The organism is Micromonospora phaseoli, assembly GCF_900109115.1.
Taxonomy (GTDB): Bacteria; Actinomycetota; Actinomycetes; order Mycobacteriales; family Micromonosporaceae; genus Micromonospora; species Micromonospora phaseoli.
Genome location: NZ_FNYV01000005.1, coordinates 420647 through 447225, shown reverse-complemented (window position 1 = coordinate 447225; position 26579 = coordinate 420647). Strand labels below are relative to the sequence as shown.

Annotated in this window: 25 protein-coding genes, 1 tRNA gene and 1 other RNA gene; 13 read left to right on the top strand and 14 right to left on the bottom strand. The window is 70.6% G+C overall.

Annotated elements, in window-relative coordinates:
* Positions 1-72: 72 nt before the first annotated feature.
* The 7 genes from BMY89_RS16260 (at position 73) to BMY89_RS16230 (ending at position 5991) form a co-directional block, all read left to right on the top strand.
* On the top strand, positions 73-657 hold the full coding sequence (locus BMY89_RS16260) for a hypothetical protein (protein WP_092380805.1): 585 nt from the start codon (positions 73-75) through the stop codon (positions 655-657).
* Between the two features lie 158 nt (positions 658-815).
* Entirely contained in the window at positions 816-1496 is a 681-nt protein-coding gene (locus BMY89_RS16255; protein WP_092380804.1) for a lytic polysaccharide monooxygenase auxiliary activity family 9 protein, read from the top strand.
* A gap of 246 nt (positions 1497-1742) precedes the next feature.
* Positions 1743-2294, top strand: coding sequence for an RNA polymerase sigma factor (locus BMY89_RS16250; protein ID WP_198414010.1), 552 nt, complete (start codon positions 1743-1745; stop codon positions 2292-2294).
* Complete coding sequence (locus tag BMY89_RS16245; RefSeq protein WP_092380803.1) at positions 2291-3085, top strand: hypothetical protein; 795 nt, start codon at positions 2291-2293, stop codon at positions 3083-3085. The genes BMY89_RS16250 and BMY89_RS16245 overlap by 4 nt, the downstream gene beginning before the upstream one ends.
* 106 nt (positions 3086-3191) lie before the next feature.
* Positions 3192-3995 carry an ABC transporter ATP-binding protein gene (locus BMY89_RS16240; RefSeq protein ID WP_092380855.1) on the top strand — a complete coding sequence of 268 codons (804 nt, stop codon included), beginning with the start codon at positions 3192-3194 and terminating at the stop codon, positions 3993-3995.
* Complete coding sequence (locus BMY89_RS16235) at positions 3992-5380, top strand: hypothetical protein (protein ID WP_139217955.1); 1389 nt, start codon at positions 3992-3994, stop codon at positions 5378-5380. Before BMY89_RS16240 ends, BMY89_RS16235 begins: the two co-directional genes overlap by 4 nt.
* Positions 5377-5991, top strand: a complete 615-nt coding sequence (locus tag BMY89_RS16230; RefSeq protein ID WP_092380801.1) for a hypothetical protein — start codon at positions 5377-5379, stop codon at positions 5989-5991. The genes BMY89_RS16235 and BMY89_RS16230 overlap by 4 nt, the downstream gene beginning before the upstream one ends.
* 237 nt (positions 5992-6228) lie before the next feature.
* Here the strand turns inward: BMY89_RS16230 and BMY89_RS16225 are convergent.
* Both BMY89_RS16225 and BMY89_RS16220 read right to left on the bottom strand, forming a co-directional pair.
* A tRNA-Ala gene (locus BMY89_RS16225) sits at positions 6229-6301 on the bottom strand.
* Positions 6302-6390: 89 nt separating this feature from the next.
* Positions 6391-6981: a YqgE/AlgH family protein gene (locus BMY89_RS16220; RefSeq protein ID WP_092380854.1), complete on the bottom strand. Its 591-nt coding sequence runs from the start codon at positions 6979-6981 to the stop codon at positions 6391-6393.
* Positions 6982-7255: 274 nt separating this feature from the next.
* On the opposite strand from BMY89_RS16220, the gene mdlC reads away from it, so the two are divergent.
* Positions 7256-8851, top strand: coding sequence for a benzoylformate decarboxylase (mdlC, locus tag BMY89_RS16215; protein WP_092380800.1), 1596 nt, complete (start codon positions 7256-7258; stop codon positions 8849-8851).
* Positions 8852-8863: 12 nt separating this feature from the next.
* Here the strand turns inward: mdlC and BMY89_RS16210 are convergent, their stop codons facing one another.
* The 8 genes from BMY89_RS16210 to pruA all read right to left on the bottom strand — a co-directional run bounded on the left by BMY89_RS16210 (position 8864) and on the right by pruA (position 16356).
* On the bottom strand, positions 8864-9823 hold the full coding sequence (locus tag BMY89_RS16210) for a hypothetical protein (RefSeq protein ID WP_092380853.1): 960 nt from the start codon (positions 9821-9823) through the stop codon (positions 8864-8866).
* A gap of 120 nt (positions 9824-9943) precedes the next feature.
* Positions 9944-10319: a transfer-messenger RNA gene (gene ssrA, locus BMY89_RS16205) on the bottom strand.
* Positions 10320-10425: 106 nt separating this feature from the next.
* Positions 10426-10902 (bottom strand): SsrA-binding protein SmpB, encoded by a 477-nt coding sequence (smpB, locus tag BMY89_RS16200; RefSeq protein ID WP_092380799.1) that lies wholly within the window; start codon positions 10900-10902, stop codon positions 10426-10428.
* A 134-nt stretch (positions 10903-11036) separates the two neighbouring features.
* On the bottom strand, positions 11037-11912 hold the full coding sequence (gene ftsX / locus BMY89_RS16195; protein WP_092380798.1) for a permease-like cell division protein FtsX: 876 nt from the start codon (positions 11910-11912) through the stop codon (positions 11037-11039).
* 68 nt (positions 11913-11980) lie between these two features.
* Positions 11981-12661: a cell division ATP-binding protein FtsE gene (ftsE, locus tag BMY89_RS16190; RefSeq protein ID WP_092380797.1), complete on the bottom strand. Its 681-nt coding sequence runs from the start codon at positions 12659-12661 to the stop codon at positions 11981-11983.
* Positions 12662-12779: 118 nt separating this feature from the next.
* Positions 12780-13901: a peptide chain release factor 2 gene (prfB, locus tag BMY89_RS16185; protein ID WP_092380796.1), complete on the bottom strand. Its 1122-nt coding sequence runs from the start codon at positions 13899-13901 to the stop codon at positions 12780-12782.
* Between the two features lie 129 nt (positions 13902-14030).
* The gene (locus BMY89_RS16180; RefSeq protein ID WP_092380795.1) at positions 14031-14546 is read right to left on the bottom strand and encodes a PadR family transcriptional regulator; all 516 of its coding nucleotides are present in this window, start codon (positions 14544-14546) and stop codon (positions 14031-14033) included.
* Between the two features lie 181 nt (positions 14547-14727).
* Positions 14728-16356, bottom strand: a complete 1629-nt coding sequence (pruA, locus tag BMY89_RS16175; protein ID WP_092380794.1) for an L-glutamate gamma-semialdehyde dehydrogenase — start codon at positions 16354-16356, stop codon at positions 14728-14730.
* A 285-nt stretch (positions 16357-16641) separates the two neighbouring features.
* Here pruA and BMY89_RS16170 point away from each other — a divergent pair, with 285 nt between their 5' ends.
* Entirely contained in the window at positions 16642-17682 is a 1041-nt protein-coding gene (locus BMY89_RS16170) for a hypothetical protein (protein WP_092380793.1), read from the top strand.
* Positions 17683-17741: 59 nt separating this feature from the next.
* On the opposite strand, the gene BMY89_RS16165 is transcribed toward BMY89_RS16170, so the two are convergent.
* Complete coding sequence (locus BMY89_RS16165; protein WP_092380792.1) at positions 17742-18260, bottom strand: DUF6912 family protein; 519 nt, start codon at positions 18258-18260, stop codon at positions 17742-17744.
* Between the two features lie 220 nt (positions 18261-18480).
* On the opposite strand from BMY89_RS16165, the gene BMY89_RS16160 reads away from it, so the two are divergent.
* Positions 18481-18708 (top strand): helix-turn-helix domain-containing protein, encoded by a 228-nt coding sequence (locus tag BMY89_RS16160; protein WP_092380791.1) that lies wholly within the window; start codon positions 18481-18483, stop codon positions 18706-18708.
* Between the two features lie 112 nt (positions 18709-18820).
* Positions 18821-19492 (top strand): Rv3235 family protein, encoded by a 672-nt coding sequence (locus tag BMY89_RS16155; RefSeq protein ID WP_092380790.1) that lies wholly within the window; start codon positions 18821-18823, stop codon positions 19490-19492.
* 106 nt (positions 19493-19598) lie between these two features.
* Here BMY89_RS16155 and secA read toward each other — a convergent pair whose 3' ends face one another.
* Positions 19599-22508, bottom strand: a complete 2910-nt coding sequence (gene secA / locus BMY89_RS16150) for a preprotein translocase subunit SecA (RefSeq protein WP_092380789.1) — start codon at positions 22506-22508, stop codon at positions 19599-19601.
* A 171-nt stretch (positions 22509-22679) separates the two neighbouring features.
* Here secA and BMY89_RS16145 point away from each other — a divergent pair, with 171 nt between their 5' ends.
* On the top strand, positions 22680-23825 hold the full coding sequence (locus BMY89_RS16145; protein ID WP_092380852.1) for a GNAT family N-acetyltransferase: 1146 nt from the start codon (positions 22680-22682) through the stop codon (positions 23823-23825).
* Positions 23822-24934 (top strand): GNAT family N-acetyltransferase, encoded by a 1113-nt coding sequence (locus BMY89_RS16140; RefSeq protein ID WP_092380788.1) that lies wholly within the window; start codon positions 23822-23824, stop codon positions 24932-24934. The genes BMY89_RS16145 and BMY89_RS16140 overlap by 4 nt, the downstream gene beginning before the upstream one ends.
* A gap of 63 nt (positions 24935-24997) precedes the next feature.
* Here the strand turns inward: BMY89_RS16140 and hpf are convergent, their stop codons facing one another.
* Positions 24998-25627: a ribosome hibernation-promoting factor, HPF/YfiA family gene (gene hpf / locus BMY89_RS16135; protein WP_092380787.1), complete on the bottom strand. Its 630-nt coding sequence runs from the start codon at positions 25625-25627 to the stop codon at positions 24998-25000.
* Between the two features lie 247 nt (positions 25628-25874).
* Positions 25875-26573, bottom strand: a complete 699-nt coding sequence (locus BMY89_RS16130; RefSeq protein ID WP_092380786.1) for a ComF family protein — start codon at positions 26571-26573, stop codon at positions 25875-25877.
* Between the last annotated feature and the right edge of the window lie 6 nt (positions 26574-26579).

The window sequence follows — 26579 nt, the reverse complement described above, 5'->3', positions numbered from 1 at the left end:
ACCCTCCCCGGGCAGACGTCCGTCCGATGCGCTCGGCCAACACCAGCACCGGCGACGAGGTGAAAGGCGATCATGAATACCCGGCAACACATCACCAGGTGGTCCCGAAACCCCTTCGTGTGGATGGAGGTGGCCCTGCTCGCCGTATCCATCGGCACGGTCGCCCTGGTCACCTCGACCACCACCACGACAGAACCAGCAGACCTCCACCAGCAGATCCTGACCCAGATGCGCACCACCCTCGAACAGTCGGACCCAGAGCAGCACAACCACGCCGGGCACACCGGCCAGGAAGTGACCAGCGAGGAGGCGGCCAAGCCGCCGGTGATCTGCGGGGTCCATGTCTACGGCTACGAACCCGCCGAGGTGACCTCGCTCGCCGACATCCACACCATCTACGGCTTCCACCTCTGCGGAATCGCCGAACCCAAACGCCCCTGGGACTGGGCGGTCAAACTCGCCGGCCCACTGATCATGGACATGACCACCCACCCACCAGACATCCAGGTCGTCGAGGCCACCGACGACACCAGCTACGTCGACCGCCTCCGACAGATGTTCCCCCACACCTACGCCGAACTCGCACTCACCGAAGCCCTGGCCGCATCGGAAATGGCCGACCTACGCCGCCGGTACGAAGCCGCCGCCGAGCTCTGACCAGGCCGGGTGGCTGGCCCACACCCAGCGGCTGGCGCCAACTCAGCACACACTCCACACCAAAACAGATCATTTTGACATTTACGTTCGTCAATGTAATCCTGTCATTGGAAGCGCTCCCACTCCCGATGCTCAGCGCGAAGAACGGAGGATGCACCATGCGTTCACGCAAGCCCGATCAATCCGGCGGGAAATCCCGGTCAGCCGTCCGCCAACCCCTTCGGGCGCTTGTCCTGCTGCTTGCCATGATGGTCGGCATGCTGCCGTGGGCCGGCACGGCCCAGGCCCACGGCACGATCATCAACCCGGCATCTCGCGCCTACCAATGCTGGCAGGCATGGGGAAACAACCACACGAATCCGGCGATGCAGCAACAAGACCCGATGTGCTACCGGGCGTTTCAGGCCAACCCCGACACCATGTGGAACTGGATGAGCGCGCTGCGCGACGGCCTCGGCGGGAACTTCCAGGGCCGCACGCCGGACGGGCAACTGTGCAGCAATGCCCTTTCCAGGAACGACAGCCTGAACCAGCCGGGACAGTGGAGGTCGACAAACGTCAGCCGCAACTTCACCATCCAGCTGTACGACCAGGCCAGCCACGGCGCTGACTTCTTCCGGGTCTACGTCAGCAAGAACGGGTTCAACCCCGCCACCCAGCGTCTCGGGTGGGGGAACCTCGACTTCATCACGCAGACCGGGCGGTACGCGCCGGCGCAGAACATCTCGTTCAACGTCTCGACCTCCGGATACACGGGACAGCACGTTGTCTTCGTCATCTGGCAGGCATCGCACCTCGACCAGACCTACATGTGGTGCAGCAACGTGAACTTCGTCTGATCGGCAGCACCGACAGCGAGCACCACTCCGGCCCAGGACATCGGTGTCCTGGGCCGGAGCCCGTCATCGAAACCCTGTTCAGGACTCGTCACCCGCGATTGCCGCCGCGCATCGCCCCGAGTTGCGACCCGGCCGCGCGACCATCACCCTGGCACCCGCCCCTGGGGACCCACGAGAAAGGGGCGATGTGACGCAGATCACTGGCAGGCAAGAACTCTGGGGCAGGGGTTCGTCGTCCTGCCTGGTGTGAGACGAAGTCTGGACGGGCTCGACGAGGGTGAGTTGTTGCGCCGCGTCGCGCGGGGCGACCGGCGCGCCTTCGACGAGTTGTACCGGCGTACCGCGCCCTGGCTGACGGTCCGGTTGCGCCGGCGCTGCGCCGATCAGGACGTGGTGGCCGAGGTGCTGCAGGACACGTACCTCGCGGTGTGGCGATCGGCGGCCAGTCAAGCGAGCGCCTCGGCGGGGGGCAGCGCGGTGGGTTGGCTGTGGACGATCGCCGCTCACCGGCTGGTCGACGCGTTCCGTCGTCGGGCCCGGCAGGAACGGATTCCGGCGGTACGGACATTCGAGACCGTGGCGCCGGCAGCGGAAGAGCAGGCGCTCGCCGGTCGGATCGACGGCGAGCTGGAACGAGCCCTGCTGACGTTGTCGCCGGAGCTGCGCCAGGTGCTGCGGGCGATGGTCCTCGACGGACTGACCGCACGGGAGACCGCGCTGCTGCTCGGCATGCCGGAAGGAACCGTCAAGACCCGCGCCCGGCGGGCCCGGATCGCGCTGCGGGAGGCGTTGTCATGAGTACCTGCCCCAGTCCTGCCGTGATCTCCGGTTACGCCCAAGGCGCCGGTGACGTCGACGACGTCACCGTCTGGGCGGTGGAGACGCACCTGGAGTCCTGCGCTTCCTGCCGGGCGCTGCTCGCGGAGGCTGTGGACCCGCAGACCCGGAAGCTGCTGGACCATGTGGTGGAGACCATCGCCGCCGGGATCGCCGCCGGTCCGGCCCCGGCACGTCGTCGTTCGCGGCGGCGTACCGGGGCGGTCGGCCGGGCCCTGCCCTGGCTGGTCGTCGCCGCCGGGCTGATGCTGGTGGCGGTCGGCTTCGAGAAGTCCTACCCCAGCCTGCCCTCGCTGGTGCTGCTGGTCGCGCCGGTGGCGCCGCTGCTGCCGACGGCCGCGGCCTGGAGTCGCCGGACAGATCCCGCCTGGGAGTTGTTGGCCAGCATGCCCCGCACCGGGTTGGGCCTGTTGTTGTGGCGGACCCTGACGGTGCTGGCGGCGGTGGTGCCGGTGCTGGCGGTGGCGGGCTGGAGGACCGGGCATTCCCCCGCACTGTGGCTCTTGCCGTGCCTGGCGTTCACCGCCGGCGCCCTGGCGCTGGGCGGGCTGGTGGGAGTGGACCGGGCCGCACTCGGGCTGGCCGCACTCTGGGCCGCCGGGGTGGTCGTGCCCAGCCTGTCGGCCCGACAACTGCCGGCCCTCCTGACCACCGAGAGTTGGCCCGGTTGGGCGGTCGCCACCGTGGCACTGACCGCAGCCGTGCTCCTGCGCGCCACGGACCACCGCCACCTGGGCGTCGGCCGAACCTGACCCGTGCTGCCCCGCGCACTCGGCCGCCGTGGCGGCCGGGCGGCCACCCCTGCCCGCTCACCCGAAAGCCGTGGCGGCCAACCGTCACCCGACGAACGGAGACAACGTGGTACGCACAGTCAGCGCGGCGGAGACCGCACCGGCAACCTGGCCGTGGCTGATACACGCCGAGCAGCTGGTGGTCCGGGCCGGCCGGCAGGTCGCGGTCAACGGACTCGACCTGACCCTGGACACCGGGGTGCACGGGCTGCTCGGCCCCAACGGCGCCGGCAAGACCACCCTGATGCGCGCCCTGGCCACCGTGGTCAACCCGGCCAGTGGGCGGCTGCGCCTGCTCGGCCAGAGCGTCACCGACCCGGCCGGCCTGCGGCAGGTCCGCCGGGAGCTCGGCTACCTGCCGCAGCACTTCGGCTTCTATCCGCGCTTCACCGTCCGGGAGTTCGTCGAGTACGTGGCCTGGCTCAAGGAGATGCCGAAGTCGGCCATCCCGGGCGCCGTCCAGCGGGCCGTGGAGAGGGTGGGCCTGGCCGACCGGGCCGACACCCGGATGAAGACGCTCTCCGGTGGCATGCTGCGCCGCGCCGGCATCGCCCAGGCGATCGTCAACGAACCCCGGCTGCTGCTGCTCGACGAGCCAACGGTGGGACTGGACCCCGAACAGCGCCTCGACTTCCGCCATCTGCTACGCGACGTCGGCGTGGACAGCTGCGTGCTGGTCTCGACCCACCTCGTCGAGGATGTGGCGGCGGCCTGCACCGACGTGGTGCTGATCGACGCCGGACGGCTGGTCTGGCAGGGCACCCCGGCGCAGTTGGCGCAGCGGGGCACGGCCGGGGACGCCGGGGACAGCGCCACCGAGCGCGGCTACTCGGCTCTGCTGCGCGCGCACCGCGGGCAGGTGCCGGCATGACTTCTCGCATCATGCGCATCGAACTGCGTCGCTCCGCAGCCGCGTGGATCGGGCTGCTCATGCTGGTGGCCGGCGCGGGCCTGCTGCTGGTGCTCCTGGAGAGCTTCGCCGGACGGTGGACACAGCTGGCCTTCGCGGCCCGGTCGATGCTGATCGTGCTGTTGCCGCTGGCGCTGGCCGGCGGGGCATGGCTGGGCCGGCGGGACGCGCGGAGCAGGGTCGGGGAGTTGTTCGCCAGTACCGTCCGGCCGCGCTGGCAGCGGGTGCTGCCCAGCGCCATGGCGTTCGCGATCACCATCGTCTCGGCGTACGTCCTGATGCTGGTCGTCGGAGCCGCCTGGGTGGTGCCGACGGCGGGGTACTACCCGCTCGCCGCCGTCGGCATCGCCGGGGTCGGCGCGCTGTCGCTGGTGGCCGGCGGCTGGCTGGGGCTGGCCGCCGGCCGGGCGGTGCCCCGGCTGGTCACCGCTCCCGCTCTCGCGGTGCTCGGGTTCCTCGTGGTGGTACTGCTCCCGGACTGGCTGACCGTGCGCACCGGCGATGCCGGCGATGCGCCGGGAGCAGTGCTGCTCAGCCCGACGTACCCCGGCGGCTTCGACGACTTCCAGACGCTGCCGGCCCGGGTCAACCTGGCCCAGGCGCTGTGGCTGGCCGCCCTCGCCGCCACCGGCCTGCTGTTGAGCATGCTGGGCCGACGCACCGTCGCGCTGGCCGTACTCCCGGCGGTGGCCGGCGCGGCGGTGACCGTACCCCTCATGCCCACCGGCGGATACGGCGCCGCGAGCGTGTTCGACCGGGAGGCGATGGAGCTGGTCTGCGACGACGACGGCCCGCGGGTCTGCATGACCCGGGTACACGCCGGCCTGCTCCCCGACGTGATCGGTCCGGCCCGGCAGGCGCTGACCCGGCTGGCCGCGAAGTTGCCCGACGACGCCCCGGTCGAGGCGGCGGAGAGCCGCCAGCCCACCTGGTGGGTCCTGCGCGCACCGGCCGCGACCCGGCAACCCGCCGACACGCTCGTCTTCGCCGCTCCGCCGATCGGGTCCACCGGCCGCGCCGACCTGTCCGACGCGTCGCTGCTGCTCGCCATGGTGGAGGCGGCCTGGAGTCAGGAGTGCGACGAGAACCCGGCCGGGATCATCGGGTTCCCGGAGAGCACCTCCGACCCGGCGATCCGGCTGGCCGCCGCCTGGGTACTCGACCAGCCCCTAGTCCCGCACGACTGGTGGGACCCGGCGCTGCGCGAACAGATGGACCAGGCGTACCGAATGTTGATCGCGTTGCCGGCGCAGGAGCAGGCCCGCCGGATGTCGACGGCTCGGCAGGCCGCGCTGGACTGCCAGCCCGACCCGCTGGCCTCGCTGATGCTCGGGCAGACGCCGTGACCTGGGCCCGGCTGCACCTGCGCGCCCGACGGGTGCCGCTAGCCCTGGCCGTCGCCGCAGCGACCATCGCTCTGGTGTGGGTGCCATGGCGGGCCTTCGCCGAACCGGGGTCCAGCAACCTCCGGTTGGCGAACCTCACCATGATGCTCGCGGTGGTCGCGTTCAGCGCCACGCTCAGCGGCGCGGACGACGCGATCGAGCGCACCGCGTCGCTCAACTGGCCGGTACACCGGGCCGGGCTGCTGCTGCTCGCGGCCATCGCGATCATCGGGATGTTGCTGCTCACCACTGTCACCGACGCGCGCATCGCGGAGCCCGGGCTGATTCTGCGCAACACCGCCGGTCTGCTCGGGCTCACCGCCCTCGGTGCCGCGTTGCTCGGCGCGGCCCGCTCCTGGATCGCCCCGCTGACCTGGGCACTGATCACCACCCTGCCGGTTGTCGAGCCGAGCACGGCGGTGGGCACGCAGGTCGCCGGTTGGTTGATCCAGCCGACCAGCAGCAGCGTCGCCACGGTCTTCGCGGCCGGCCTGGCGGTCGCCGGCACGCTCGCGTACTGCCGGTACGGATGCCCCCGGCGGTTGCTCACGGAGACCGCCCCAGACCACTGAACGTTGATCCCCCACCCCAACCCTCCTCGCCGATCATGCAGTTATGGTTGCCGCTATGCGACTTATGCACCTTTTGTAAGGTGCCACAACTGCATGATCGGCGAGAAGGCCGGCTGATCGAGAACGCGTCGCAATACCGATGGCCCTCGGGAACGTGCGGCGCTGGGTGAACACGAGATCACAGAAAAAACCGACATCAGTCGCTGACTGATGTCGGTTTACCTGCGTAAACGCAAGTGGAGCCGAGGGGACTCGAACCCCTGACCCCCACACTGCCAGTGTGGTGCGCTACCAGCTGCGCCACGGCCCCTTGCTGTCGCACCCGGTCGCCCAGGCACTGGGAGAACTATACACACGCCCGATCGCATGGTCATCTTGCGGGGTGCCGCCGGCGCGGGGTCAGTTCAATGCCACATCCGGCGGAAAGTGGGCGACCGCGGCCATCATGCCGCCCTGCCGGCGCAGCACCATCGGCCACAGGTCGTCGGGCCGCTCGACGAAGGCGTCGCCGGGCAGCGCGTCCAGCACGAACCAGGAACCGTCCTCGATCTCCTGCTCCAGTTGCCCGGTGCCCCAGCCGGCGTACCCGGCGAAGACCCGGATGCTCTGCACGTTGTCCCGCAGCCGCTGCGGGTCGACCGAAAGGTCGAGCGTGCCGACCGCGCCGGAGACCTGCTGGAAGCCCTTGAGCCGACGGACCGGGGGCCGCATCCGGGCCAGGCAGATCGCCGAGTCGGGCTGGACCGGACCACCCTCGAACAGCACCGCCGGGTGACGGGCAAGATCACCCCAGTCGCGCAGCACGTCCGCCACCGGCACCTCGGTGGCCCGGTTGAGCACCACGCCGAGCGCGCCGCCGGGCTCGTGCGCGACCAACAGCACGACCGTACGGTCGAAGTTCGGATCCTTCAGCGCCGGCGTCGCCACCAGCAGCTTCCCGGTCATCGACTCGGTCGCCTGCCCGCCGATCGCCTGCCCCTCTCCCTGCATCACGCGCACCCGTCAGTAGTGCACCGGGCGGCGGAACCGGTCACACACACCGACGGCAGGCCCAACCGGTGCTATCCGCGCTGTCAATGCCATGCCTGGCACCATAGCTTGCGTCCCCGACCCTGGCGAAGGCCTGAAGGTCGGGTGATCGACAGACTCGGCGTGGGCCGCCACCGTCACCTCGCGGACCTCGGTTCGAACGCTGGGCGAGCCGCCGCCGGAACGAAGCCGAAACGCCCTCTACACCCGGGTCACCCCGATACATTCAGTGGCGATGGCAACGGTCCGCGACACCACCTACGACCTGCTCCGGGCCCTGGGCATGACCACCGTCTTCGGCAACCCCGGTTCCACCGAGGAGCCGTTCCTGCATGCCTTCCCGGACGACTTCCATTACGTGCTCGCGCTGCAGGAGGCGTCCGCGGTCGGCATGGCCGACGGCTACGCCCAGGTCACTGGAGCGCCCGCCCACGTCAACCTGCACACCGCGCCGGGCACCGGCAACGCCATGGGCAACATCGTCACCGCCTGGCACAACCGGGCCCCGCTGATCGTCACCGCCGGCCAGCAGACCCGGGAGATGCTGCTGCTCGAACCCCGGCTCACCGCCCGGCACGCCACCGAACTCCCCCAGCCGTACGTCAAGTGGGCCCACGAGCCGGTCCGGGCGCAGGACGTGCCGGCGGCGCTCATGCGGGCGTACGCGACCGCGATCCAGCCGCCGGCCGGACCGGTCTTCCTCTCCCTGCCGCTGGACGACTGGGCGCAGCCCGCCGACCCGCCCCCACCGACCCGTACGGTCGCCACCCGGTTCGCCCCCGATCCGGCGCGACTACGCCAGTTCGCGGCGGCGCTGGCGACCAGCCGGTCACCGGTGCTGGTGTTCGGCGCGGCCGTGGACCGAGCCGGTGCCTGGCCGGCCGCGGTCGCCCTGGCCGAGCGGCTGGTCGCCCCGGTCTGGTCGGCACCCGCGCCCGAGCGGACCGCCTTCCCGGAGGATCATCCGCACTTCCAGGGGGTGCTGACCTTCGCGATCGGCCCGCTGGCCGAGCAGTTGCGGGGGCACGACCTGGTGCTGGTGGTCGGTGCTCCGGTCTTCCGCTACTACCCGCACGTGCCGGGCGAGACGTTGCCGGAGGGTGCCCGGCTGCTGCACGTGACCGACGATCCCGAGGAGGCCGCCCGCGCGCCGGTCGGTGACAGCCTGCTCGGCGACGCCGGCCTCACCCTCGCCGCGCTGGCCGACCTGATGCCACCGGCGGACCGGCCACCACCGCCGGTGCGGCCGGCTCCGTCCCCGGTGGAGGATTCGGTCCCGCTCAGCGCCGACGCACTCTTCGCCGCACTGGCCCGGCACTGGCCCGAGGACGGGGTGCTGGTGCAGGAGTCGCCGTCCAATCTGTCGGCGCTGCGTCGCCGGCTGCGGTTCAACACGCCCGGCTCGTACTTCACCATGGCCAGTGGCGGTCTCGGCTACGGGCTGCCGGCGGCCGTCGGCATCGCGCTCGCGCAGCGCGACACCGGCCGGCACCGGCCGGTGGTGGCGGTGATCGGCGACGGTTCGTTCCACTATTCGGTGCAGGCCCTCTGGACCGCCGCCCAACTGCGGCTGCCGCTGGTCGTCGTGGTCCCGGTGAACCAGCAGTACGCCATCCTCAAGGCGTTCGCCGAGCTGAAGCACACCCCGGGCGTACCCGGGCTGGATCTACCCGGGATCGACATCGCCTCCATCGCGGCCGGCTACGGTTGCGCGACCGAGGTGGTCCAGACGCCCGACCAACTCGGTGCGGCCCTGGCCACGGCGTTACGGGCGGACGGGCCGACGGTGCTGCCGGTGCCGATCCGCACCGACGTACCGCCGATTCTCTGAGCCGCCGGGCGGTCAGCCGGCGGCGAGCCGCAGCGGCGCACCACCGAGCACGTCCAGGACCGGACGGACGCCCAGTGGTGCCCGCAGCGTCACCGTGACCGGCTCGAACTTCAGCATGTCGTTACAGGCGCCGCTGGTCCGCTGGACCGTGCCGCCGACCACCACCAGGTGGTCGTGCTCCTGGACCAGTGGGGTGACCTCGGTGTCACAGCTGCCCACGCCGAGCCGGTAGGTCAGCGAGGCTCCGTCGACAGTCTGGATGTCCTGCGCACCGACCAGGTCCGGTGCGACCGGTGCAGTGGGCGCCACCGGCTCGGGCAGGGCGCCGACGGCATCCGGTGCGACCGCGACCCGGGCCACCACGGCGCTGATCTCCGCGACGGTGAACAACCACGCCGGCACCTGTGCCGCGCCTCGGCTGGTCTGCACCGGCGCGAGGCCCAGCTCGACGCCGGTGACGGTGAGCGGAATACACGCGGCCTGCGGTTCGCTGCTCACCGGGTCGTCCGGCCCGGCCGGTGCGTCCGGCGGGTTCGCCGGCGGTGGCGTGCCGGGCTCCTTGGGCCGGCCCGGGCAGGGCGGCGGGTCGCCCTGGTCGAGCTGCTGGTACGCCTCGACCGCGGTGATCAGCGGTACGCGCAGCTCTCCGTCCGGGAAGCGGATGGTGCCGTCGTCGGGCTGCCCGGCCGGCAGGACAGCCTGCTCGCGGTACCAGCCGGCGTTGAAGGCGAGCTTGGTCTCCTCGGTGAATGCGGCGTCGCCGACGAGCAGCGTGGGCTCCTGGAGCGGCACGTAGCCGGCGGCCCACGCCGCATCTGGCCGCCAACCGTCGGCGACGGCTGTGGCCCGCTGGTCGAACGCCTCATGCTGGTCGACCCGTGGGCCGACGTTGGCCGGCTCGGTATCCGCCGGGGCGCAACCGGCGACGATGATCAGCAGCGGCAGGCCCAGCAGGGCGGGAGATCGGCGCATGCCGGTTGGACGGGCCGGCATGGCAGTGGGTTCCCGTCGGCGCGCGCGGCGGGAAAGCCGGGTCAGCAGCTTCAGACGACTGCGCGCCCCGGTCGGGTGACCGGGGCGCGCAGTTCGAGGTGGTGGAGGTGCCGGGAATCGAACCCGGGTCCTTCGCCGGTTTGTCAGGGCTTCTCCGAGCGCAGCTCGCTGTGCCTCTACTCGGCCCCACCGCTCACGCGAGCAAGTTGGTGTGACGGGCCCAGTCGCTGATTAATCTCGCCGCACGGACCCCGCGACCGGGTCCGATTGGCCAGCCTTCTAGCTGATGCCGGCTACTGGGTCGAAGGCGCTCCCAGGCCGACAGACTTAGCTACTCGCCTCAGGCGGCGAGAGCGAAGTCAGCGCGATTGTTCTTGGCGCTTATAAGTTTCCGACGACCGATTCTCGAGACGACGTCGGCTTCCTCGGCTCGCTTCCCCTGTCGCTGCGTACGAAGTCGAAACCAGTCACCCCCTCGACGGGCCGCCGATGTGGCGGCACTGACAAGACTAACGCCTGTCGCAACCGGATTCATCCCGAGCCCTGCCCGGACCCCCAGCTGGGACAATCCGGACAAAACTCTAATCCATCCCCTTGCCGCGCCGTCCAGTCGCCCGGGCGATCTCCCGGTCGGCGTCCCGCTTGGCGAGGTCCTGCCGCTTGTCGTACGACTTCTTACCCCGGGCCAGGCCGATTTCCACCTTGGCCCACCCGTCGGAGAAGTAGACCTGCAACGGCACCAGGGTCAGCCCACTCTCCCGGAGCTTGCCGATCAGCCGGTCGATCTCCAGCCGCTTGAGCAGCAACTTGCGGGTACGCCGGGGCTCGTGGTTGGTCCAGGTGCCCTGGGTGTACTCCGGGATGTGCATGCTGTGCAGGTAGAGCTCCCCGTCACGCTCCTGGGCGAACGCGTCGACCAGCGACGCCCGCCCGGCCCGCAGCGACTTCACCTCGGTGCCGGTCAGCGCCATTCCCGCCTCGTAGGTGTCGAGGATGGCGTAGTCGTGACGCGCCTTCTTGTTGGAGGCGACGACCTTGCGCCCCTTCTCCCGTGGCATCGCCGCGCCACCCCCTTCCGTCTGCCGCCTCGGCCGACGTGTGGGCGGCCGAAGAGCGAAGATCATGCTACCCGAACGACAAGGGCCCTCCCGCACCGTTTATTCCGGCGACGGAAGGGCCCTTGATCGACGCGCTAGACCCGCAGGTAGAAGCGGAGGGTGACCCAGGCGGTGATCGCGCTGATCAGACCGCCGACGCCGGCCATCACCGGGAAGGTCAGGAACACCTCGCCCCAGCTCACCGGCGCGAACAGCCCCTGTAGGGCGCTCAGCGCGCCGTCGAACAGGAAGACCTTGAGGGCTATCAGGGCGCCGAGGCCGAGCACCGAGCCGATCAGACCGGCGACCACCGCCTCCAGCACGAACGGCGCCTGGATGAACCAGTTGGAGGCACCGACCAGCTTCATGACCGCAACCTCACGCCGCTTGCTGTACGCGGCGACCTGGATGGTGTTCGCCACCAGCAGCAGGGCGGCGACGGCCATCGCGATCGCGGCGACCAGGGCGATGTTCTGCCCGGCGGTGAAGAGGTTGAAGATCTTGTCGAGCACCTGGCTCTGGTCGACGACCTGATCGACCCCCTCGACCGCGACGTACTGGTCGGAGATGGTCTTGTACTCCTCCGGGTTCACCAGCTTGAGCCGGTACGACTCGGGCAGCTGGTCCGCCTTCACCGCGCTCAACAGGTCCGGCGAGTCCCGGAACATCTCCTGGAAGCGCTGGAACGCCTCGTCCTTGTTGACGTAGGTGACCTGCGAGATCAGCGGGTCGGCCTCCAGCCGGGAGGCGATGTCGGTGCGCTGCTCCTCGGTGACGTCGGCGTTCAGGAAGATCGAGACCTCGATGTTCTCGAAGTACAGCTGCTTCATGTCGGCGACCTTGGTGTAGATCAGGCCGCTGGCGCCGAGCATGGTCAACGAGACCGCCAACGTGATGATCATCGCGATGGTCATGGTCACGTTGCGCCACAGTCCGACCAGTACCTCGGACAGGACGTATTTCATCCGCATCGGGTTTTCCTCCGGCTCTCCGGCGTGCTGTGTTCGTCGTCAGATCAGGGTGCGGTGGGTCGCTCTCGTCACCCGTAGACGCCGCGGGCCTGGTCGCGAACGATGCGGCCGCTCTCGATCTCGATGACCCGGCGGCGCATCTGGTTCACGATGTTGGAGTCGTGCGTGACCATCACGACGGTCGTGCCGGTGCGGTTGATCCGGTCCAGCAGGCGCATGATCTCGATGGAGGTGTCCGGGTCCAGGTTTCCGGTCGGCTCGTCCGCCAGCAGGATCAGCGGTCGGTTCACGAACGCCCGGGCCACCGCCACCCGCTGCTGCTCACCACCGGACAACTCGTGCGGGTAGCGGTGCTCCTTGCCGCCGAGACCGACCAACTCCAGTACCTCCGGCACGACCCGGCGGGCCACCGCCTTGGTCTTGCCGATCACCTCCAGCGCGAACGCCACGTTCTCGTACGCGGTGCGGTTGGGCAGCAGCCGGAAGTCCTGGAAGACACAGCCGATCGACCGGCGGAAGTGCGGGCGCTTCCAGGACCGCATCGACGTGACGTCCTTGCCGTTCACCACGACGCGACCCTTGTTGGGGATCACCTCGTGCAGCAGCATCTTGATGATCGTGGACTTGCCGGAGCCGGATGGTCCGATGAAGAAGACGAACTCGCCCTTGTCGATCGACACGGACACGTTGTCGAGCGAAGGCCGCGACGCCTTCGGGTACGTCTTCGTCACTTGCTCAAGCTGAATCACGGGTGGTGAGTCTACGCGGTGTAACTGCCGTGCCAAGTCCCACGCCCCGCCGTTGCGAGGCAAGTCGTCAAATCAGCACGTCAGGTGGAGATCCACGACGCGCTCCGCCAACGATCGATCACGCACCGTTGCTGGCGAGTTGCTGCTGCTTACGCCACCGGATCCCCGCCTCGATGAAGGAGTCCAGGTCACCGTCGAAGACGGCGGTCGGGTTGCCGGTCTCCTGCTCGGTACGCAAATCCTTCACCATCTGATAAGGGTGCAAGACGTACGAACGCATCTGGTCGCCCCAGGAGCCGGCGGCGTCGGTCTTGAGGCCCTGGAGCTTGGCCTGCTCCTCCTGGCGCTTGCGTTCCAGCAGCCGGGCCTGGAGCACCCGCAGCGCGGAGGCCTTGTTCTGCAGCTGCGACTTCTCGTTCTGGCAGGTCACCACGATGCCGGTCGGGATGTGCGTGAGCCGCACCGCCGAGTCGGTGGTGTTGACGCTCTGCCCGCCCGGCCCCGAGGAGCGGTAGACGTCGACCCGGATCTCGTTCTCGGGGATCTCGATGCTGTCGGTCTGCTCGACCACCGGCAGCACCTCGACGCCGGCGAAGCTGGTCTGCCGGCGGCCCTGGTTGTCGAAGGGGCTGATCCGGACCAGGCGGTGGGTGCCGGACTCCACGCTGAGCGTGCCGTAGGCGTACGGCACCTTGACGGTGAAGGTGGCCGACTTCAGGCCAGCCTCCTCGGCGTACGAGGTCTCGTAGACCTCGGTCGGGTAGCCGTGCCGCTCGGCCCACCGCAGGTACATCCGCAGCAGCATCTCGGCGAAGTCGGCCGCGTCCACGCCACCGGCGCCCGCCCGAATGGCCACCAGCGCCTCCCGGGAGTCGTACTCGCCGGAGAGCAGGGTGCGGACCTCCATGTCCTGGATGGCCTTGGTCAGCCCGGCGATCTCCGACTCGACCTCGCTGAGCACCCCCGAGTCGGATTCGGCCTCGGCCAGCTCCAGCAGCACGTGCGCGTCATCCAACCGCGAACGCAGGCTGCCGAGCTTGTCGATCTCGCTGTTCACGTGCGACAACTGCGAGGTGACCAGTTGGGCCCGGGCCTGGTCGTCCCAGAGGTCCGGGGCGGACGCCTCCTGCTCCAGGCGGGCCTTGTCCGCGCGGAGGCGGTCAAAGTCGAGCACCGCCTCGATGTTGCGCAGGGTGGCGTCGAGGTCCTTGAGCTGTTCGGCGAAATCGGCAGCGGTCACGACAGACAAGGGTACTGCTCGAACGAGGAGTGAGCTTGCGAGCCCCGCAGACCGAGCCAGAAAAGCCCTGCTCGGACGAGGAGTGAGCTTGCGAGCCCGCAGACCGAGCCGGAAACCGGCAGGTCGAGGTCAGCCGGCGGGAGCGCTCTTGAGCCAGGAGAGCGCGGCCCGGTGGTACGCCACGGCGAACTCGAGCGCGCTCGCGTCGTACGTGTCGCCTTCCTTCTTGGCGTTCTTGACCTGCTCGCGGACCCGGGCCAGCGCATCGGTGTGGTACTCGTTGGCCGCGGCCTGGAGGTTCTTGAGCTGGCTCGGGGAGTGCAGATTTCCGAAGGCGATGCGCAGGGCGATCGGGTTGCGGATGGTGTCCCGCCCCGGGTCCTCGGCCAGCCATCGGGAGAATGTTCGTTTGCCGGCGGCCGTGAGCGCGTACGGTTGACTCATCCGCGGTCCGGGCTTGCCCAACCGGACGAAACCCCGCTCGGCCAGCACCGGCAACTCCCGGTAGACCTGGCTGCGGGTCATTGACCAGTACGGCGCCAGTCGGCGCTCGGCGGCAGCCATCAACTGGCCACCTGTCATGGGACCCTCGTGGAGCAGCCCAAGCAGGGCCGCCGCCGTGGGGTTGACTCCGGTTTCCGCCATGCCCCTCACGCTGCCACTTTGCCGGGCCGGCGTCCAGGATTTCACCGTTTCGCCACCCAATGGGGTTTCCTATGTGCACTGTCGGTGCGCGACGGTGCATCGGCCCTGCCCAGTGCGAGGATCAGTTAAGAAGGGGCCCCTCCTATACGCGAGGCGTTAAGAAGGGGCCCTTCCTTACACCTCAGCCCATGTGCGGGTAGGTGTGGTCGGTGGGCGGGACGAAGGTCTCCTTTATGGTCCGGGGCGACGTCCAGCGGACCAGGTTGTGCCAGGAGCCGGCCTTGTCGTTGGTGCCGCTGGCCCGCGCGCCGCCGAAGGGCTGCTGCCCGACCACCGCACCGGTCGGCTTGTCGTTGATGTAGAAGTTGCCCGCCGCGTAGCGCATCTTCTCGGCCACCGCGTCCACCACCCGGCGGTCGGTGGCGAAGATCGACCCGGTCAGCGCGTACGGGGCGATCGACTCGGCCTGGGTGACCACCTCGTCGAAGCGGGCGTCGTCGAAGACGTGCACGCCGAGGATCGGCCCGAAGTACTCGGTGGTGAAGGTCTCGTGGGCCGGGTCGCCGCATTCGAAGATCGTCGGACGGACGAACCAGCCGATCGAGTCGTCGGCGGTACCGCCGGCGATGACCCGGCAACTGTCGTCGGAGGAGATCAACTCCAGCGCCGCGGCGTGCCGGGAGAACGCCTTGTCGTCGATCACCGCGCCGCCGAAGTTGCGGAAGTCGGTGACGTCGCCGTAGGCCAGCCCGTCGGCGGTGGCGGCCAGCCGGTCACGCAGGCCGCCCTCCCAGAGCGAACGCGGGACGTACGCCCGGGAGGCCGCCGAGCACTTCTGGCCCTGGTACTCGAAGGCGCCGCGGATCAGCGCGGTGTGCAGGGCATCGACGTCGGCGCTGGGGTGCGCGACCACGAAATCCTTGCCCCCGGTCTCGCCGACCAGCCTCGGGTAGCCCCGGTAGGTCGCGATCCTCTCCCCGACAGTGCGCCAGAGGTGCTGGAAGACCTTGGTGGACCCGGTGAAGTGGATGCCGGCCAGATCGGGGTCGGCCAGCACCACGTCGGAGACCTCCTCACCCCGGCCGGTGACCATGTTGATCACGCCGGGCGGAAGGCCGGCCGCCTCGAACAGCCGCATGGTGAAGTGCGCCGCGAACTGCTGGGTCGGGCCCGGCTTCCAGACCACCGTGTTGCCGAGCAGGGCCGGCGCCGAGGGCAGGTTGCCGGCGATCGCGGTGAAGTTGAACGGGGTGACCGCGTAGACGAAGCCCTCCAGCGGCCGGTGGTCGAAGCGGTTCCACACCCCGGCCGACGAGATCGGCTGCTCGGCGAGGAGCCGGCGGGCGAAGTGCACGTTGAACCGCAGGAAGTCGATGAACTCGCAGGCCGCGTCGATCTCGGCCTGCACCGCGGTCTTCGACTGGCCGAGCATGGTGGCCGCGTTGAGCGTGTCCCGCCAGGGGCCGGCGAGCAGTTCGGCGGCGCGCAGGAAGATCGCGGCCCGTTCCTCGAAGGGCAGCGCGCGCCAGCCCGGTGCGGCGTCCTTGGCCGCCTTGACCGCCGCCCGCGCGTCGTCGTGGGTGGCGTGCCCGGTGACGCCGAGCACCTCGGCGTGCCGGTGCGGCTGCACCACCTGGATGGACTCGCCGCCGGCCATCCGCTGCTCGCCCGCGATGGTCATCGGCAGGTCGATCCGCTCGGCGGCCAGCTCGGTGAGCCGCCGCTGGAGCCGCTCGCGGTCAGCGCTGCCCGGCTCGTAGGTTCGCACCGGCTCGTTGTGCGGCTCGGGTACGGAGAACACGGCGTCCATCAGGGCTCCTGGCGATCTCGACGGCGATGGCGAAACCGGCCCCGTGGTTGCGGGACCTCCTGCCGATCCTCCCATGTCCAGCGCCGCCCGATCACATCCCGGCCAGGCCGAAACCGGGGATCAAGAGGCCGTCGATGAAATTCGGCATGGATTCGTACCCGAAGTCGGTAAACAACCGAAGGAACGCAGGCGCTGCGGGTTTCGGGTTCTCGCGCTAGTTCGCCGCGTACGCTGGGTTGCCGGTGACGTTCCGGCCCGGTCGGGCCTGGCGGCGAAGGGGAGACGATGAGCAACGAGCCCGGTGGGGCGACCGCCGCGCAGCCCGACCCTCCGGAGACAGTCGACCCGTCCCCCGCCGGGGCCACCGACACCGGACGCCCCACACCCGCACCCGGGACACTGCCGCTGGCGCTGCTGGCGGCGGGCTGGCTGGCGGCGATGCTCTGGTCGACCCGCGAGGCGATCAGCTCGGCGACCGCCGGCGTCACCGCGGTCAGCCTCTCGGCCTTCGCGCTGCCCGGCGTGATCTCGGCCGCGCTGGTGGCCGGCGCGGCGGTGGGGTTGGCCGCCAGCGAGCCGGTCTCCCGCCGGGGTGACCGGACCACCCTGCGATTCGCGGTGGCGGTCGGCACCGGCCTGCTGGTGGGGCTCCTCGCGGCGCTCGCGATCGACCTCAGCTACGCCGGCGACACGACCACCCGGACGATCGCCGGCACCACCGCAGCCGCAGCCGTCATCGGTGGTGCGCTCGCGGGTGCCCGCAACGGTGCGGTGGTCGGGGCGGTGGCCTACGCCGCGCTGGTCACCCTGCTCTTCGTGGTGGCCTTCAGCGTGGTCCGCGATCCGTTGTTCGACCTCTTCGGTGCCGGCGACAGCCAGCAGTCGCTGGTCAACGCGGCCAGCTGGGTCTCCCGGACCGAGTCCCTGCTGGCCGGGCTCATCGCCGGCGCCCTGGCGTTCGGCTACCTCACCTGGGCACGGCGGCGGGCCGCCCGCAGCGGCACGGGAGCCGAGCTGCGCTGGCCGGCCTACCTCGTCGCCGGGGCGGGCCCGGGGCTGCTGCTGCTCCTCACCGAGGTGATCATCAGAGTCGGTGGGCGTTCGCTGATCGACCTGGCCGCCGCGCTCAGCGAGGCGGACGCGGTGGCGCAGACATCTCTCGGCACCTCGCGGGTGGACAACGCCATCTGGGTGCTGTTCGTCGGCGCACTGACCGCCATGGTCACCTTCGGCCGCACGCTCGCCTCCCCGCCGGCCGACGACGAGGTGCCCGAGCCGGACGAGGCAGGCGCCGACGAGGCGAGCACCGGCACCGCCGGCCGCTGAGCGTAATCGAGGGCAGCGAGACCCGAGGTCGGTTTGCGGAGGGCCGGGGGGCCGGCCGGTCACTCCCCCGCGGCGGCGGCACCGAGCAGCGACTCCAGCTCGCTCGGGTCGTACCACTCCAGTTCGTGGTCCTCGGCGCCGTCGACGGTGAACTGCGCGTCGGGGTCGCCGGCCAGCGCCTCCATCACCACCTGCGCGGCGGCGGCGACGTCGGTCGCGGCGTCCGCGCCGTCCACGTGAATGGCCGCCACGGCGGCGGCCGGCACCGGGCCGCGCAACTCCACCGTGCTGGAGCCCAGCTCGCCGTCGCCCCGGCCGACCGTTGTCGCCGGCAGATCCGCCGAGACCACCACCCGCCGAGGCGGGACGGCCGGGTCGTGGCGGATCAGTTGCAGGGCATCCTGGGCGGCCCGGGTGAAGGCGACGTACTCCAGCTCCTCCTCGTCGCCCTCCGCGTACCACTCGCGCAACGTCGGAGTCACCGCGTGCGCCTGCGTCACGGCGAGGCCCTGCTCCGGCAGCCTGGCCAGCATCGACACGGTCGCCGGCACGTAGACCCGGACAAGCTCGTCAGTCACCGGTGATCTCCCCCGCTCTGCTCCGTTCGCCGGCGACGCCGCCGGCCGGGCGTACGACCGCGTCGCGCACCCTGACCGTCATACACCCCCGACCGCTCCGGTGGAAGTTCCGACTGCGCCCGGTGTGTCCGGCTACGCCGGCGTGCCGTTCGACACCGGATGGCCTGACCTGGCCGCCGATGGCAAACTGAGGCAAACGACACCAACCCTGGGAGTTTCCGTGGAGCCGAGGTTCCTGCTCCTCTCCGACGTGGCCACCGAGCTGAACGTGTCGGACTCGCAGGTCTACCACATGGTACGCAGCGGTGAACTACCCGCGATCAAGGTCGGCGGCCGGGGCCAGTGGCGGGTCGAGCGGGCCCGGCTGGAGGAGTACATCCAGCGCAAGTACGCGGAGACCGCCGAGTGGGTACGCGGCAACCCGCTGACCGAACGCGACCCCGAGTAGCCGAACGACCCCACCGGGCATTGACCGACACCTTCGTCATGCCGGAGAATCGACGCTGCCGAAGGCAAACGAAAGCAAACGCAAACAACTGCGGTTGAGTGGGGGCAGCCTGATGAAGGATCTCCGGCGACCCGGGCCGGCGCACCCGCCCGTGCGGCTGCGCCCCGTGCCCGCGTCCGATCCGCCCTTCGTCGACGAGGAAACCGCCGGCTGGCCCACCCAGACCGAAGGGCAGCTCGCCCTCGACCTCTTCGCCGCCACCCAACGCTGGTCCACCGGACGCCCTTCCGATCGGCCGCCCGCCCGGTGGAGCGCCACCCGTTCCGGCAGACGTACCGGCACGCCCACGGCGAACGAGCCAGCTCCATTCGTACGACCCACGCCGGCCGGACCAGGCCACGACATGATCCGGCACCTGCCGCCCGAGGCCCTGGCCACGGCCACCCCGGCGGCCACCCGCGTCGCCCACCGGTTCGTCACCACCTGCCTCGAGGTGCTCAACGGCTTCCGGCCGCCGGTGCAGCTCCGGCAGCAGCTCGACCCGGCCCGCTCCGCTGTGCTGCTGCCCGAACTCGCCCGGGCCACCGCCCGTGGGGCACCCGCGCGGCGTCGCTCGACCCGCCCCGGGCTCCGGCTGCGTCGGCTCCGCGTCTGCGAGCCACACCCCGCCGCCATCGAGGCCGCCGCGGTGCTCACCGGAGTCGCCGGCCGAAGCTGGGCGCTGGCACTACGCCTGGAGCACCGACGCGGCAACTGGCTCTGCACGGACCTGCGAGTCCTCTGACCCGTCCACGTCAGACACCGAGACCCGGAGCCCACCTGGAGGCCGACCACTGACCACAGAGAGCCGGGCCGCCCAATGCGGGCGGCCCGGCTCTCTGGATCAGGCGCTAGCTGGCCGAGTTGCCGCCGGGGGCACCGTGGCAGCGCTTGTACTTGCGGCCCGAGCCACAGGGGCACGGCGCGTTGCGGGACGGTCCGTTACTGGCACTGGCCTGGCCGGGTGCGACCTGCCGGGCCGCGCCGGCCGGGACGCGCACGCCAGCGGCCGGTCGCTGCGGGGCCGGTAGGCCCGGTACCGCCGGGACGGTCGGATCCGGCTGGCCGATGCCCAGCGCCGGAGCACGCTGGTCGTCGCGTTGCACGGCGACCCCACCGGTACCGGCCTCACCGTCGATGGTCGGCGCGGAGTACTGCAGCCCCTGCTGCTGCGGTGCCCTGCCCAAGCCCTTGGCCCGGATCTCCACCGGCTTCTCCAGCAGCTGGACCTCTTCGGCCTCGGCCTCCGGCTCGTTGACCTGCACCTCAAGGTTGTAGAGGAAGCCGACCGTCTCTTCCTTGATGCCGTCCATCATGGTGGCGAACATGTCGAAGCCCTCGCGCTGGTACTCCACCACCGGGTCGCGCTGGGCGTACGCCCGCAGCGAGATGCCCTCCTGGAGGTAGTCCATCTCGTAGAGGTGCTCACGCCACTTGCGGTCGATGACCTGGAGCAGCACCATGCGCTCCAACTGCCGGGTGCCCTCGACGCCGAGCTGCTCCTCACGCCGGTCGTACGCGGCGTTCGCGTCCTCCTTGAGCCGGGCCACCAGGAAGTCGGCGTCGATGCTGGCCCGCGACCCGCCGGCTTCCTCCTCCATCTCCTCGATGGTGATGCCCACCGGGTAGAGCTGCCTGAGGTTGGTCCACAGCTGTTCGAGGTCCCAGTCCTCGGCGTAGCCGTCGGAGGTGGCCCCCCGCACGTACGCCTCGACCACGGTATCGATCATGTTGCGGACCTGGTCGGAGAGGTCCTCGCCGTTGAGCACCCGCAGCCGCTCGGCGTAGACCACCTGGCGCTGCTTGTTCATCACCTCGTCGTACTTGAGGACGTTCTTGCGGATCTCGGCGTTCTGCCCCTCGATCTGGGCCTGCGCGTTCTTGATCTGGCGGGTGACCATCTTCGACTCGATGGGCACGTCCTCCGGGATGTTGAAGCGGTCCATGACCGCCTCCACCGCGCCGGAACGGAACCGCTTCATCAGCTCGTCCTGCAGCGACAGGTAGAAGCGCGACTCGCCCGGGTCGCCCTGCCGGCCGGACCGACCCCGCAGCTGGTTGTCGATCCGCCGGGACTCGTGCCGCTCGGTGCCGAGCACGTAGAGCCCACCGGCGTCGGCGACCTCCTCCGCCTCGGCGTCACACGCCTGCTTCCACTTCGGCATGACCTCTTCGAGGGCCTTGTCGTACTCCTCGGCGTTCTCCAGCGGGTCGAGCCCGCGCTGACGCAGCTCGCTCGCGGCAAGGAACTCGGGGTTGCCACCGAGCAGGATGTCGGTGCCTCGGCCGGCCATGTTGGTGGCCACCGTGACCGCGCCCTTGCGGCCGGCCTGGGCGACGATCTCCGCCTCCCGGGCGTGGAACTTGGCGTTGAGCACCGAGTGCGGAATGCCCCGCCGGCGCAGCAGCGTGGACAGGATCTCGGAGTTCTCCACCGAGACCGTGCCGACCAGCACCGGCTGCCCGGCCTGGTGCCGTTCGGCGATGTCCTCGATGACGGCGTTGAACTTCGCCTTCTCGGTCTTGTAGATGACGTCGGCCCGGTCCTCGCGGACCATCGGCCGGTGGGTCGGGATGGTCACCACGCCGACCTTGTAGACCTTGTTGAACTCGCCCGCCTCGGTCTGCGCGGTACCGGTCATGCCGGAGAGCTTGTCGTAGAGGCGGAAGTAGTTCTGCAGGGTGATGGTGGCAAGCGTCTGGTTCTCCTGCTTGATCTCCACCCCCTCCTTGGCCTCGATCGCCTGGTGCATGCCCTCGTTGTAGCGGCGGCCGTGCAGGATGCGGCCGGTGAACTCGTCGACGATCAGGACCTCACCGTCGCTGACGATGTAGTCCTTGTCGCGCTTGTACAGCTCCTTGGCCTTGATCGCGTTGTTGAGGTAGCCGACCAGCGGAGTGTTCACCGACTCGTAGAGGTTGTCGATGCCGAGCCGGTCCTCGACCTTGGCCACGCCACGCTCGGTGACCGCGATGGTCCGCTTGGAGTAGTCGACCTCGTAGTCGCCCTCGCCGTCCTTGCCGGCCTGCAGCCGGGCCACCACCGCGGCGAACTCGCCGTACCAGCGGGCGGAGTGCTCGGCCGGACCGGAGATGATCAGCGGGGTGCGGGCCTCGTCGATCAGGATCGAGTCGACCTCGTCGACCACGGCGAAGTTGTGGCCGCGCTGGACCAGATCCTCCTTCGACCAGGCCATGTTGTCGCGCAGATAGTCGAAGCCGAACTCGTTGTTCGTGCCGTAGGTGATGTCGCACTCGTACGCCGCACGGTGCTCGGCGGACGGCCGGTTGGGCAGCACCACGCCGACGGTCAGCCCGAGGAACTCGTGCACCCGACCCATCCAGGCGGCGTCACGCTGGGCCAGATAGTCGTTGACGGTGATCACGTGCACGCCCTTGCCGGACAGCGCGTTGAGGTAGACCGGCATCACCGAGGTCAGGGTCTTGCCCTCACCGGTCTTCATCTCGGCGATGTTGCCGAAGTGCAGCGCCGCACCACCCATCACCTGCACGTCGTACGGCCGCTGGCCGAGCACCCGCGCCGCCGCCTCGCGGCAGACCGCGAAGGCCTCGGGCAGCAGGTCGTCCAGGGTCTCGCCCTCGGCGAGCCGCTCCCGGAACTGCTCGGTCATGTCACGCAACTCGTCATCGGTGAGATTGACGTAGTCGTCCTCGATCGAGCTGACGGCGGCGGCGATCGCCTTGAGGCGGCGCACCATGCGCCCCTCGCCCGCGCGGAGGACCTTTTCAAGAATCGACACGGATCAACGCTCCCCTAGACAGTCTCCGAACCATCGTAGGCGTTCCGGCGGGCCGATGGTCACTGGTGGCGGCGGTCGAGCACCGCGAAACCGACATAACACGCTCTGCGCCTACGCGCGTCCCGGTTATCCGGTTACGCCGTCGGCGAACGATCCGGCACGATGGTGCCGATGGAGCCCGTGGAGATCACCGAGGACGGCCTGCTGCTACGGCCGTGGCGTGCCGCTGACGCTGACGCCGTGCACCGCGCCTGCCAGGATCCGGACATCCAGCGCTGGACCAGCGTACCCCGCCCGTACCGGCCCGAACACGCCCAGAAGTTCGTCGCCGACCGCGCCCGCCAGTGGGAACTCGGTACCGGCGCGCCCTTCGCGGTCTGCGACGCCGCCACCGGTGAGCTGCTCGGTGCCTGTGGGCTGAACACGATCGACCGCCACCACGAGCTCAGCGAGATCGGCTACTGGACCGCCCCCTGGGCGCGCGGCCAGGGCGTCGCCGTCCACGCCGTCCGGACCCTCGCCCGGTGGTCCTTCGAGCAGTTGAAGATGCGTCGGCTGCTCTGGGGGGCCCTGGTGGGCAACCACGCCTCCCGGCTGGTCGCCCTCCGGGCCGGCTTCCAGATCGAGGGGCGGCTGCGGGCGGCCGACCCGGAGCACGGCAGCCACGAATGGTTCGGGTCGCTGCTGCCCGGCGACGTGCCCGCGCCTGGCGAGGTCGGCCCCGCCGGCCCGGGCACGCTGGCGGCCCGCCGGGCGGGCGTCTTCGGCCGGGGGCAGCCCACCCTGTTCGCCACCGCCGGCCCGCACGAGCTGAGCCTGCGCCCGCTGGAGGAGTACGACCTCGACACGATCGTCGCCACCTGCCGCGACCCCGAGACCCTGCGCTGGACCACCGTGCCGGAGGGCTACCAACGCACGGATGCCGAGGACTTCCTGACGTTCGTACGCGGCACCTGGGCCGCCGGTACCAGCGCCAACTTCGTCATCGCCGATCCCGCCGACCGGTACGCCGGCTCGATCGACCTGCGGCTGTCGGCCACCGATCCGCTGCTCGCCGACGTCGGCTTCATGACCGCGCCGCACGCCCGGGGCCGCGGCTACCAGCCGGCCGCGCTGGCCGCGGTCTGCGCCTGGGGCTTCACCACGCTCGGGCTGGCCCGCGTGGAGTGGCGGGCCAACGTCGGCAACGTCGCCTCCCGCCGGGTCGCCGAGAAGGCCGGCTTCACCTTCGAAGGCACCGCCCGCAAGGCCCTGCTCCACCGCGGTGCCCGGGTGGACGCCTGGATGGGCGCGCTGCTCGCGGAGGACCTGGCATGACGCCGCCACCGATCGAGGCCCCCGGGGTACGGCTGCGCGCGTTCGGCCCGGACGACGTGGCCGACATCGTGGCCGGCTGCTCCGATCCGCTCACCCAACGGTTCATCGACGGGCTGCCCAACCCCTACACCGAGGCCGACGCCCGGCACTGGGTGGCCGAGAGCGCCCCCGCCGCCTTCACCAGCGGTGGGGCCGCGTACGCCGTCACCGACCCGGCCACCGACCGACTGCTCGGCACCGTCGGGCTGAGCCATCCGGTGCCGGCGCGAGGCCAGGCCGAGATCGGCTACTGGGTCGCGCCGTGGGCGCGCGGCCGGGGCGTGGCCACCGCCGCCACCCGGGCCCTGGCAGAGCACGCCTTCGCCGCCGGCACCGCCCGGTTGGAGCTGCTCACCCACGTCGAGAACGCCGCCAGCCAGCGGGTCGCGCTGGCCGCCGGCTTCCGGCCGGAGGGGGTACGCCGCCGAGCCGCGCCGGTGCGGGGCGGCGGCCGGCGGGACCTGATGGTGTGGGCACGCCTCGCCGACGATCCGCCCGGGCCGGCCGAGCGCCCGTTACCGGACCTGCCCGGCGGTCGGCTCACCGACGGCGTGATCGTCCTGCGTCGCCTCGGTCCGCGGGACGCCGACCAGACGTACCTGCTGCACACCGATCCGGCGGTGGTGCAGACCCGGGTGCCCCCGGTGTCGGCCACCCGGGACGAGGTCGACCAGCGCTGCCGCGGCGCGGAGAGTCAGTGGCTGGTCGGCACGGCCGCCGCGATGACCATCCTCGACGGGTCGTCCGGAGCTTTCGTCGGCAACTGCATGCTGCACTACGACCAGCCCGCCAGCCGCCAGGCGATGATCGGTTACAGCCTGCTGCCCGGATGGCGCGGGCACGGCTACGCGACCCGGGCGGTACGGCTGCTGGCCCGATGGGGGTTCGACCGCGTCGGCCTGGCCCGACTCTGGGCCGGCACGCTGCCGGAGAACGCGGCCTCCCAGCGGGTGCTGGAGAAGGCCGGGTTCCGGCGGGAGGGACTGCTGCGGGGGCGGCTGCCCGGCACGGCCGGCGACCGGGCCGACTCGACGATCTTCGGCCTGCTGCCGACGGACCTGACGGACTGACCGGCGCGGGACGACATGGCGACTCGGGCCGGTAGGACCCCGACCCGAGTCGCCGGCACCGGATCAGATGTCCAGCGAGATGATGCCGTAGTCGTAGGCGTGCCGTCGGTAGACGACGCTCGGGCGGCCGGATTCCTTGTCCTGGAACAGGTAGAAGTCATGGCCGACGAGTTCCATCTGGAACAGGGCGTCGTCGACGGTCATCGGCTCGGCGGGGTGCACCTTCTCCCGCGCGATGTGCCACGGCTGGTCGTCCGCGTACTCCTCGTCGGCCCGCTCGGCCACGGCGGTGGCGGCGCTGGTCTGCGCGGGCGCGCCCAGCGCGGGCAGGTCGGTCACCGGCAGGCCTGCGGTGGCGGCGGCGACTGACAGCGGCGCGTGCCGGCCACGGTGGACCCGGCGCCGGTCGGCGGCGCGACGCAACCGGGCGTCGAGCTTGGCGATCGCCGCGTCCAGCGCGCTGTAGAAGTCGTTCGTGCAGGCCTCCGCCCGGATCACCGGGCCACGCGAGACGCAGGTTATCTCCACCCGCTGGCAGTGATCGGCCTGGCGCGGATTGCGCTCGTGGAACAGTTCGACATCGACACGGATTAGTTTGTGGTCGTAGCGTTCGATCTTTGCAAGCTTGTCTGCTACGTGCACCCGGTAATGGTCCGGCACTTCGACGTTACGGCCCTTGACCACGATGTCCACGTGACCTCCCTTGTTCGGACGGTCCTCGATCCGGAAACTCCGGTCGCGCCCGGGATGGCCCCGTTCGGCGTCGACCGGTCGATACGGCTACGCCTCCTCTCACCGCCGGGGGTTGGGTGGGATGACCTTCCTACCCCCGACAACCAAACGCTAACTCCTGTTCGTCCGGGCGTCACCCCCGGTCGCCAAGACCACCGGAGAATTTCCACACCTCATACACGAAGGGGTGAAACGGAAACACAATCGGTCACCGCTGGTGCCTTTTCTCGGTCGCGGCCAGCACCGCCGCCACCGCCGGCGACAGCCCGCGCAGGCTCAGCACATGACTGACCGCCGCCAGGGTCGACCCGGTGGTGACGATGTCGTCCAGCAGCACCACGCTCGATCCCGGGGGTGCCGCAAGGACACCCGGCCGGACCTGGAACGCGGTCGCGGCCACCGCTGCCCGACCGGCGCTGTCCAGCGTCACCGAGTCCGGCCGCGGCAGGGCACGCAGCGGCCGGTACACCCGCACCGGCCAGCCCGCGGCGCGCAGCCGGCGGGCACAGTGCCGGGTCAGCCGGCCGAGGTGGTCGCCGTAGCGGGCGCGGGCCGCCCGGGCAGTGTCCGGCACCGGTACCAGCAGCACCGGGCGGACCGGACCGACCGCCGCCGCGACCACCTCGGCGAGCAGGGCGCCGAGCGGCCTGGCCACGGCGTGTCGGCCGTGTTCCTTGTACGCCAGCAGGGTCTCCCGCAACGGCCCACCGTACGTCCCGAGGGCGTGACAGGGCGGCAGTCCCGGCGGGGCGGGAACGGGCCGCACCGCGCGGGGACGCAACGCCCGCAGCGCGGTCACGCAGTCCGGGCAGACGCCGTGCCGCAGACCCGACCGGCGGATCCGGCAGCCGGCGCAATCGGCGGGCAGCACCAGGTCGGCCAGGTCCGCCCAGATCCCGCCCAGCACGGCGAC

Bases quoted from the DNA above. Each gene is read 5' to 3' on its own strand.
- BMY89_RS16245 (WP_092380803.1), top strand. From the start codon at position 2,291: ATGAGTACCTGCCCCAGTCCTGCCGTGATCTCCGGTTACGCCCAAGGC.
- BMY89_RS16145 (WP_092380852.1), top strand. From the start codon at position 22,680: ATGGAGCCCGTGGAGATCACCGAGGACGGCCTGCTGCTACGGCCGTGG.
- BMY89_RS16180 (WP_092380795.1), bottom strand. From the start codon at position 14,546: ATGGCGGAAACCGGAGTCAACCCCACGGCGGCGGCCCTGCTTGGGCTG.
- BMY89_RS16140 (WP_092380788.1), top strand. From the start codon at position 23,822: ATGACGCCGCCACCGATCGAGGCCCCCGGGGTACGGCTGCGCGCGTTC.
- BMY89_RS16155 (WP_092380790.1), top strand. From the start codon at position 18,821: ATGAAGGATCTCCGGCGACCCGGGCCGGCGCACCCGCCCGTGCGGCTG.
- BMY89_RS16220 (WP_092380854.1), bottom strand. From the start codon at position 6,981: ATGCAGGGAGAGGGGCAGGCGATCGGCGGGCAGGCGACCGAGTCGATG.
- ftsX (WP_092380798.1), bottom strand. From the start codon at position 11,912: ATGCGGATGAAATACGTCCTGTCCGAGGTACTGGTCGGACTGTGGCGC.
- BMY89_RS16255 (WP_092380804.1), top strand. From the start codon at position 816: ATGCGTTCACGCAAGCCCGATCAATCCGGCGGGAAATCCCGGTCAGCC.
- smpB (WP_092380799.1), bottom strand. From the start codon at position 10,902: ATGCCACGGGAGAAGGGGCGCAAGGTCGTCGCCTCCAACAAGAAGGCG.
- BMY89_RS16260 (WP_092380805.1), top strand. From the start codon at position 73: ATGAATACCCGGCAACACATCACCAGGTGGTCCCGAAACCCCTTCGTG.
- mdlC (WP_092380800.1), top strand. From the start codon at position 7,256: ATGGCAACGGTCCGCGACACCACCTACGACCTGCTCCGGGCCCTGGGC.
- BMY89_RS16235 (WP_139217955.1), top strand. From the start codon at position 3,992: ATGACTTCTCGCATCATGCGCATCGAACTGCGTCGCTCCGCAGCCGCG.
- BMY89_RS16210 (WP_092380853.1), bottom strand. From the start codon at position 9,823: ATGCGCCGATCTCCCGCCCTGCTGGGCCTGCCGCTGCTGATCATCGTC.
- pruA (WP_092380794.1), bottom strand. From the start codon at position 16,356: ATGGACGCCGTGTTCTCCGTACCCGAGCCGCACAACGAGCCGGTGCGA.
- BMY89_RS16170 (WP_092380793.1), top strand. From the start codon at position 16,642: ATGAGCAACGAGCCCGGTGGGGCGACCGCCGCGCAGCCCGACCCTCCG.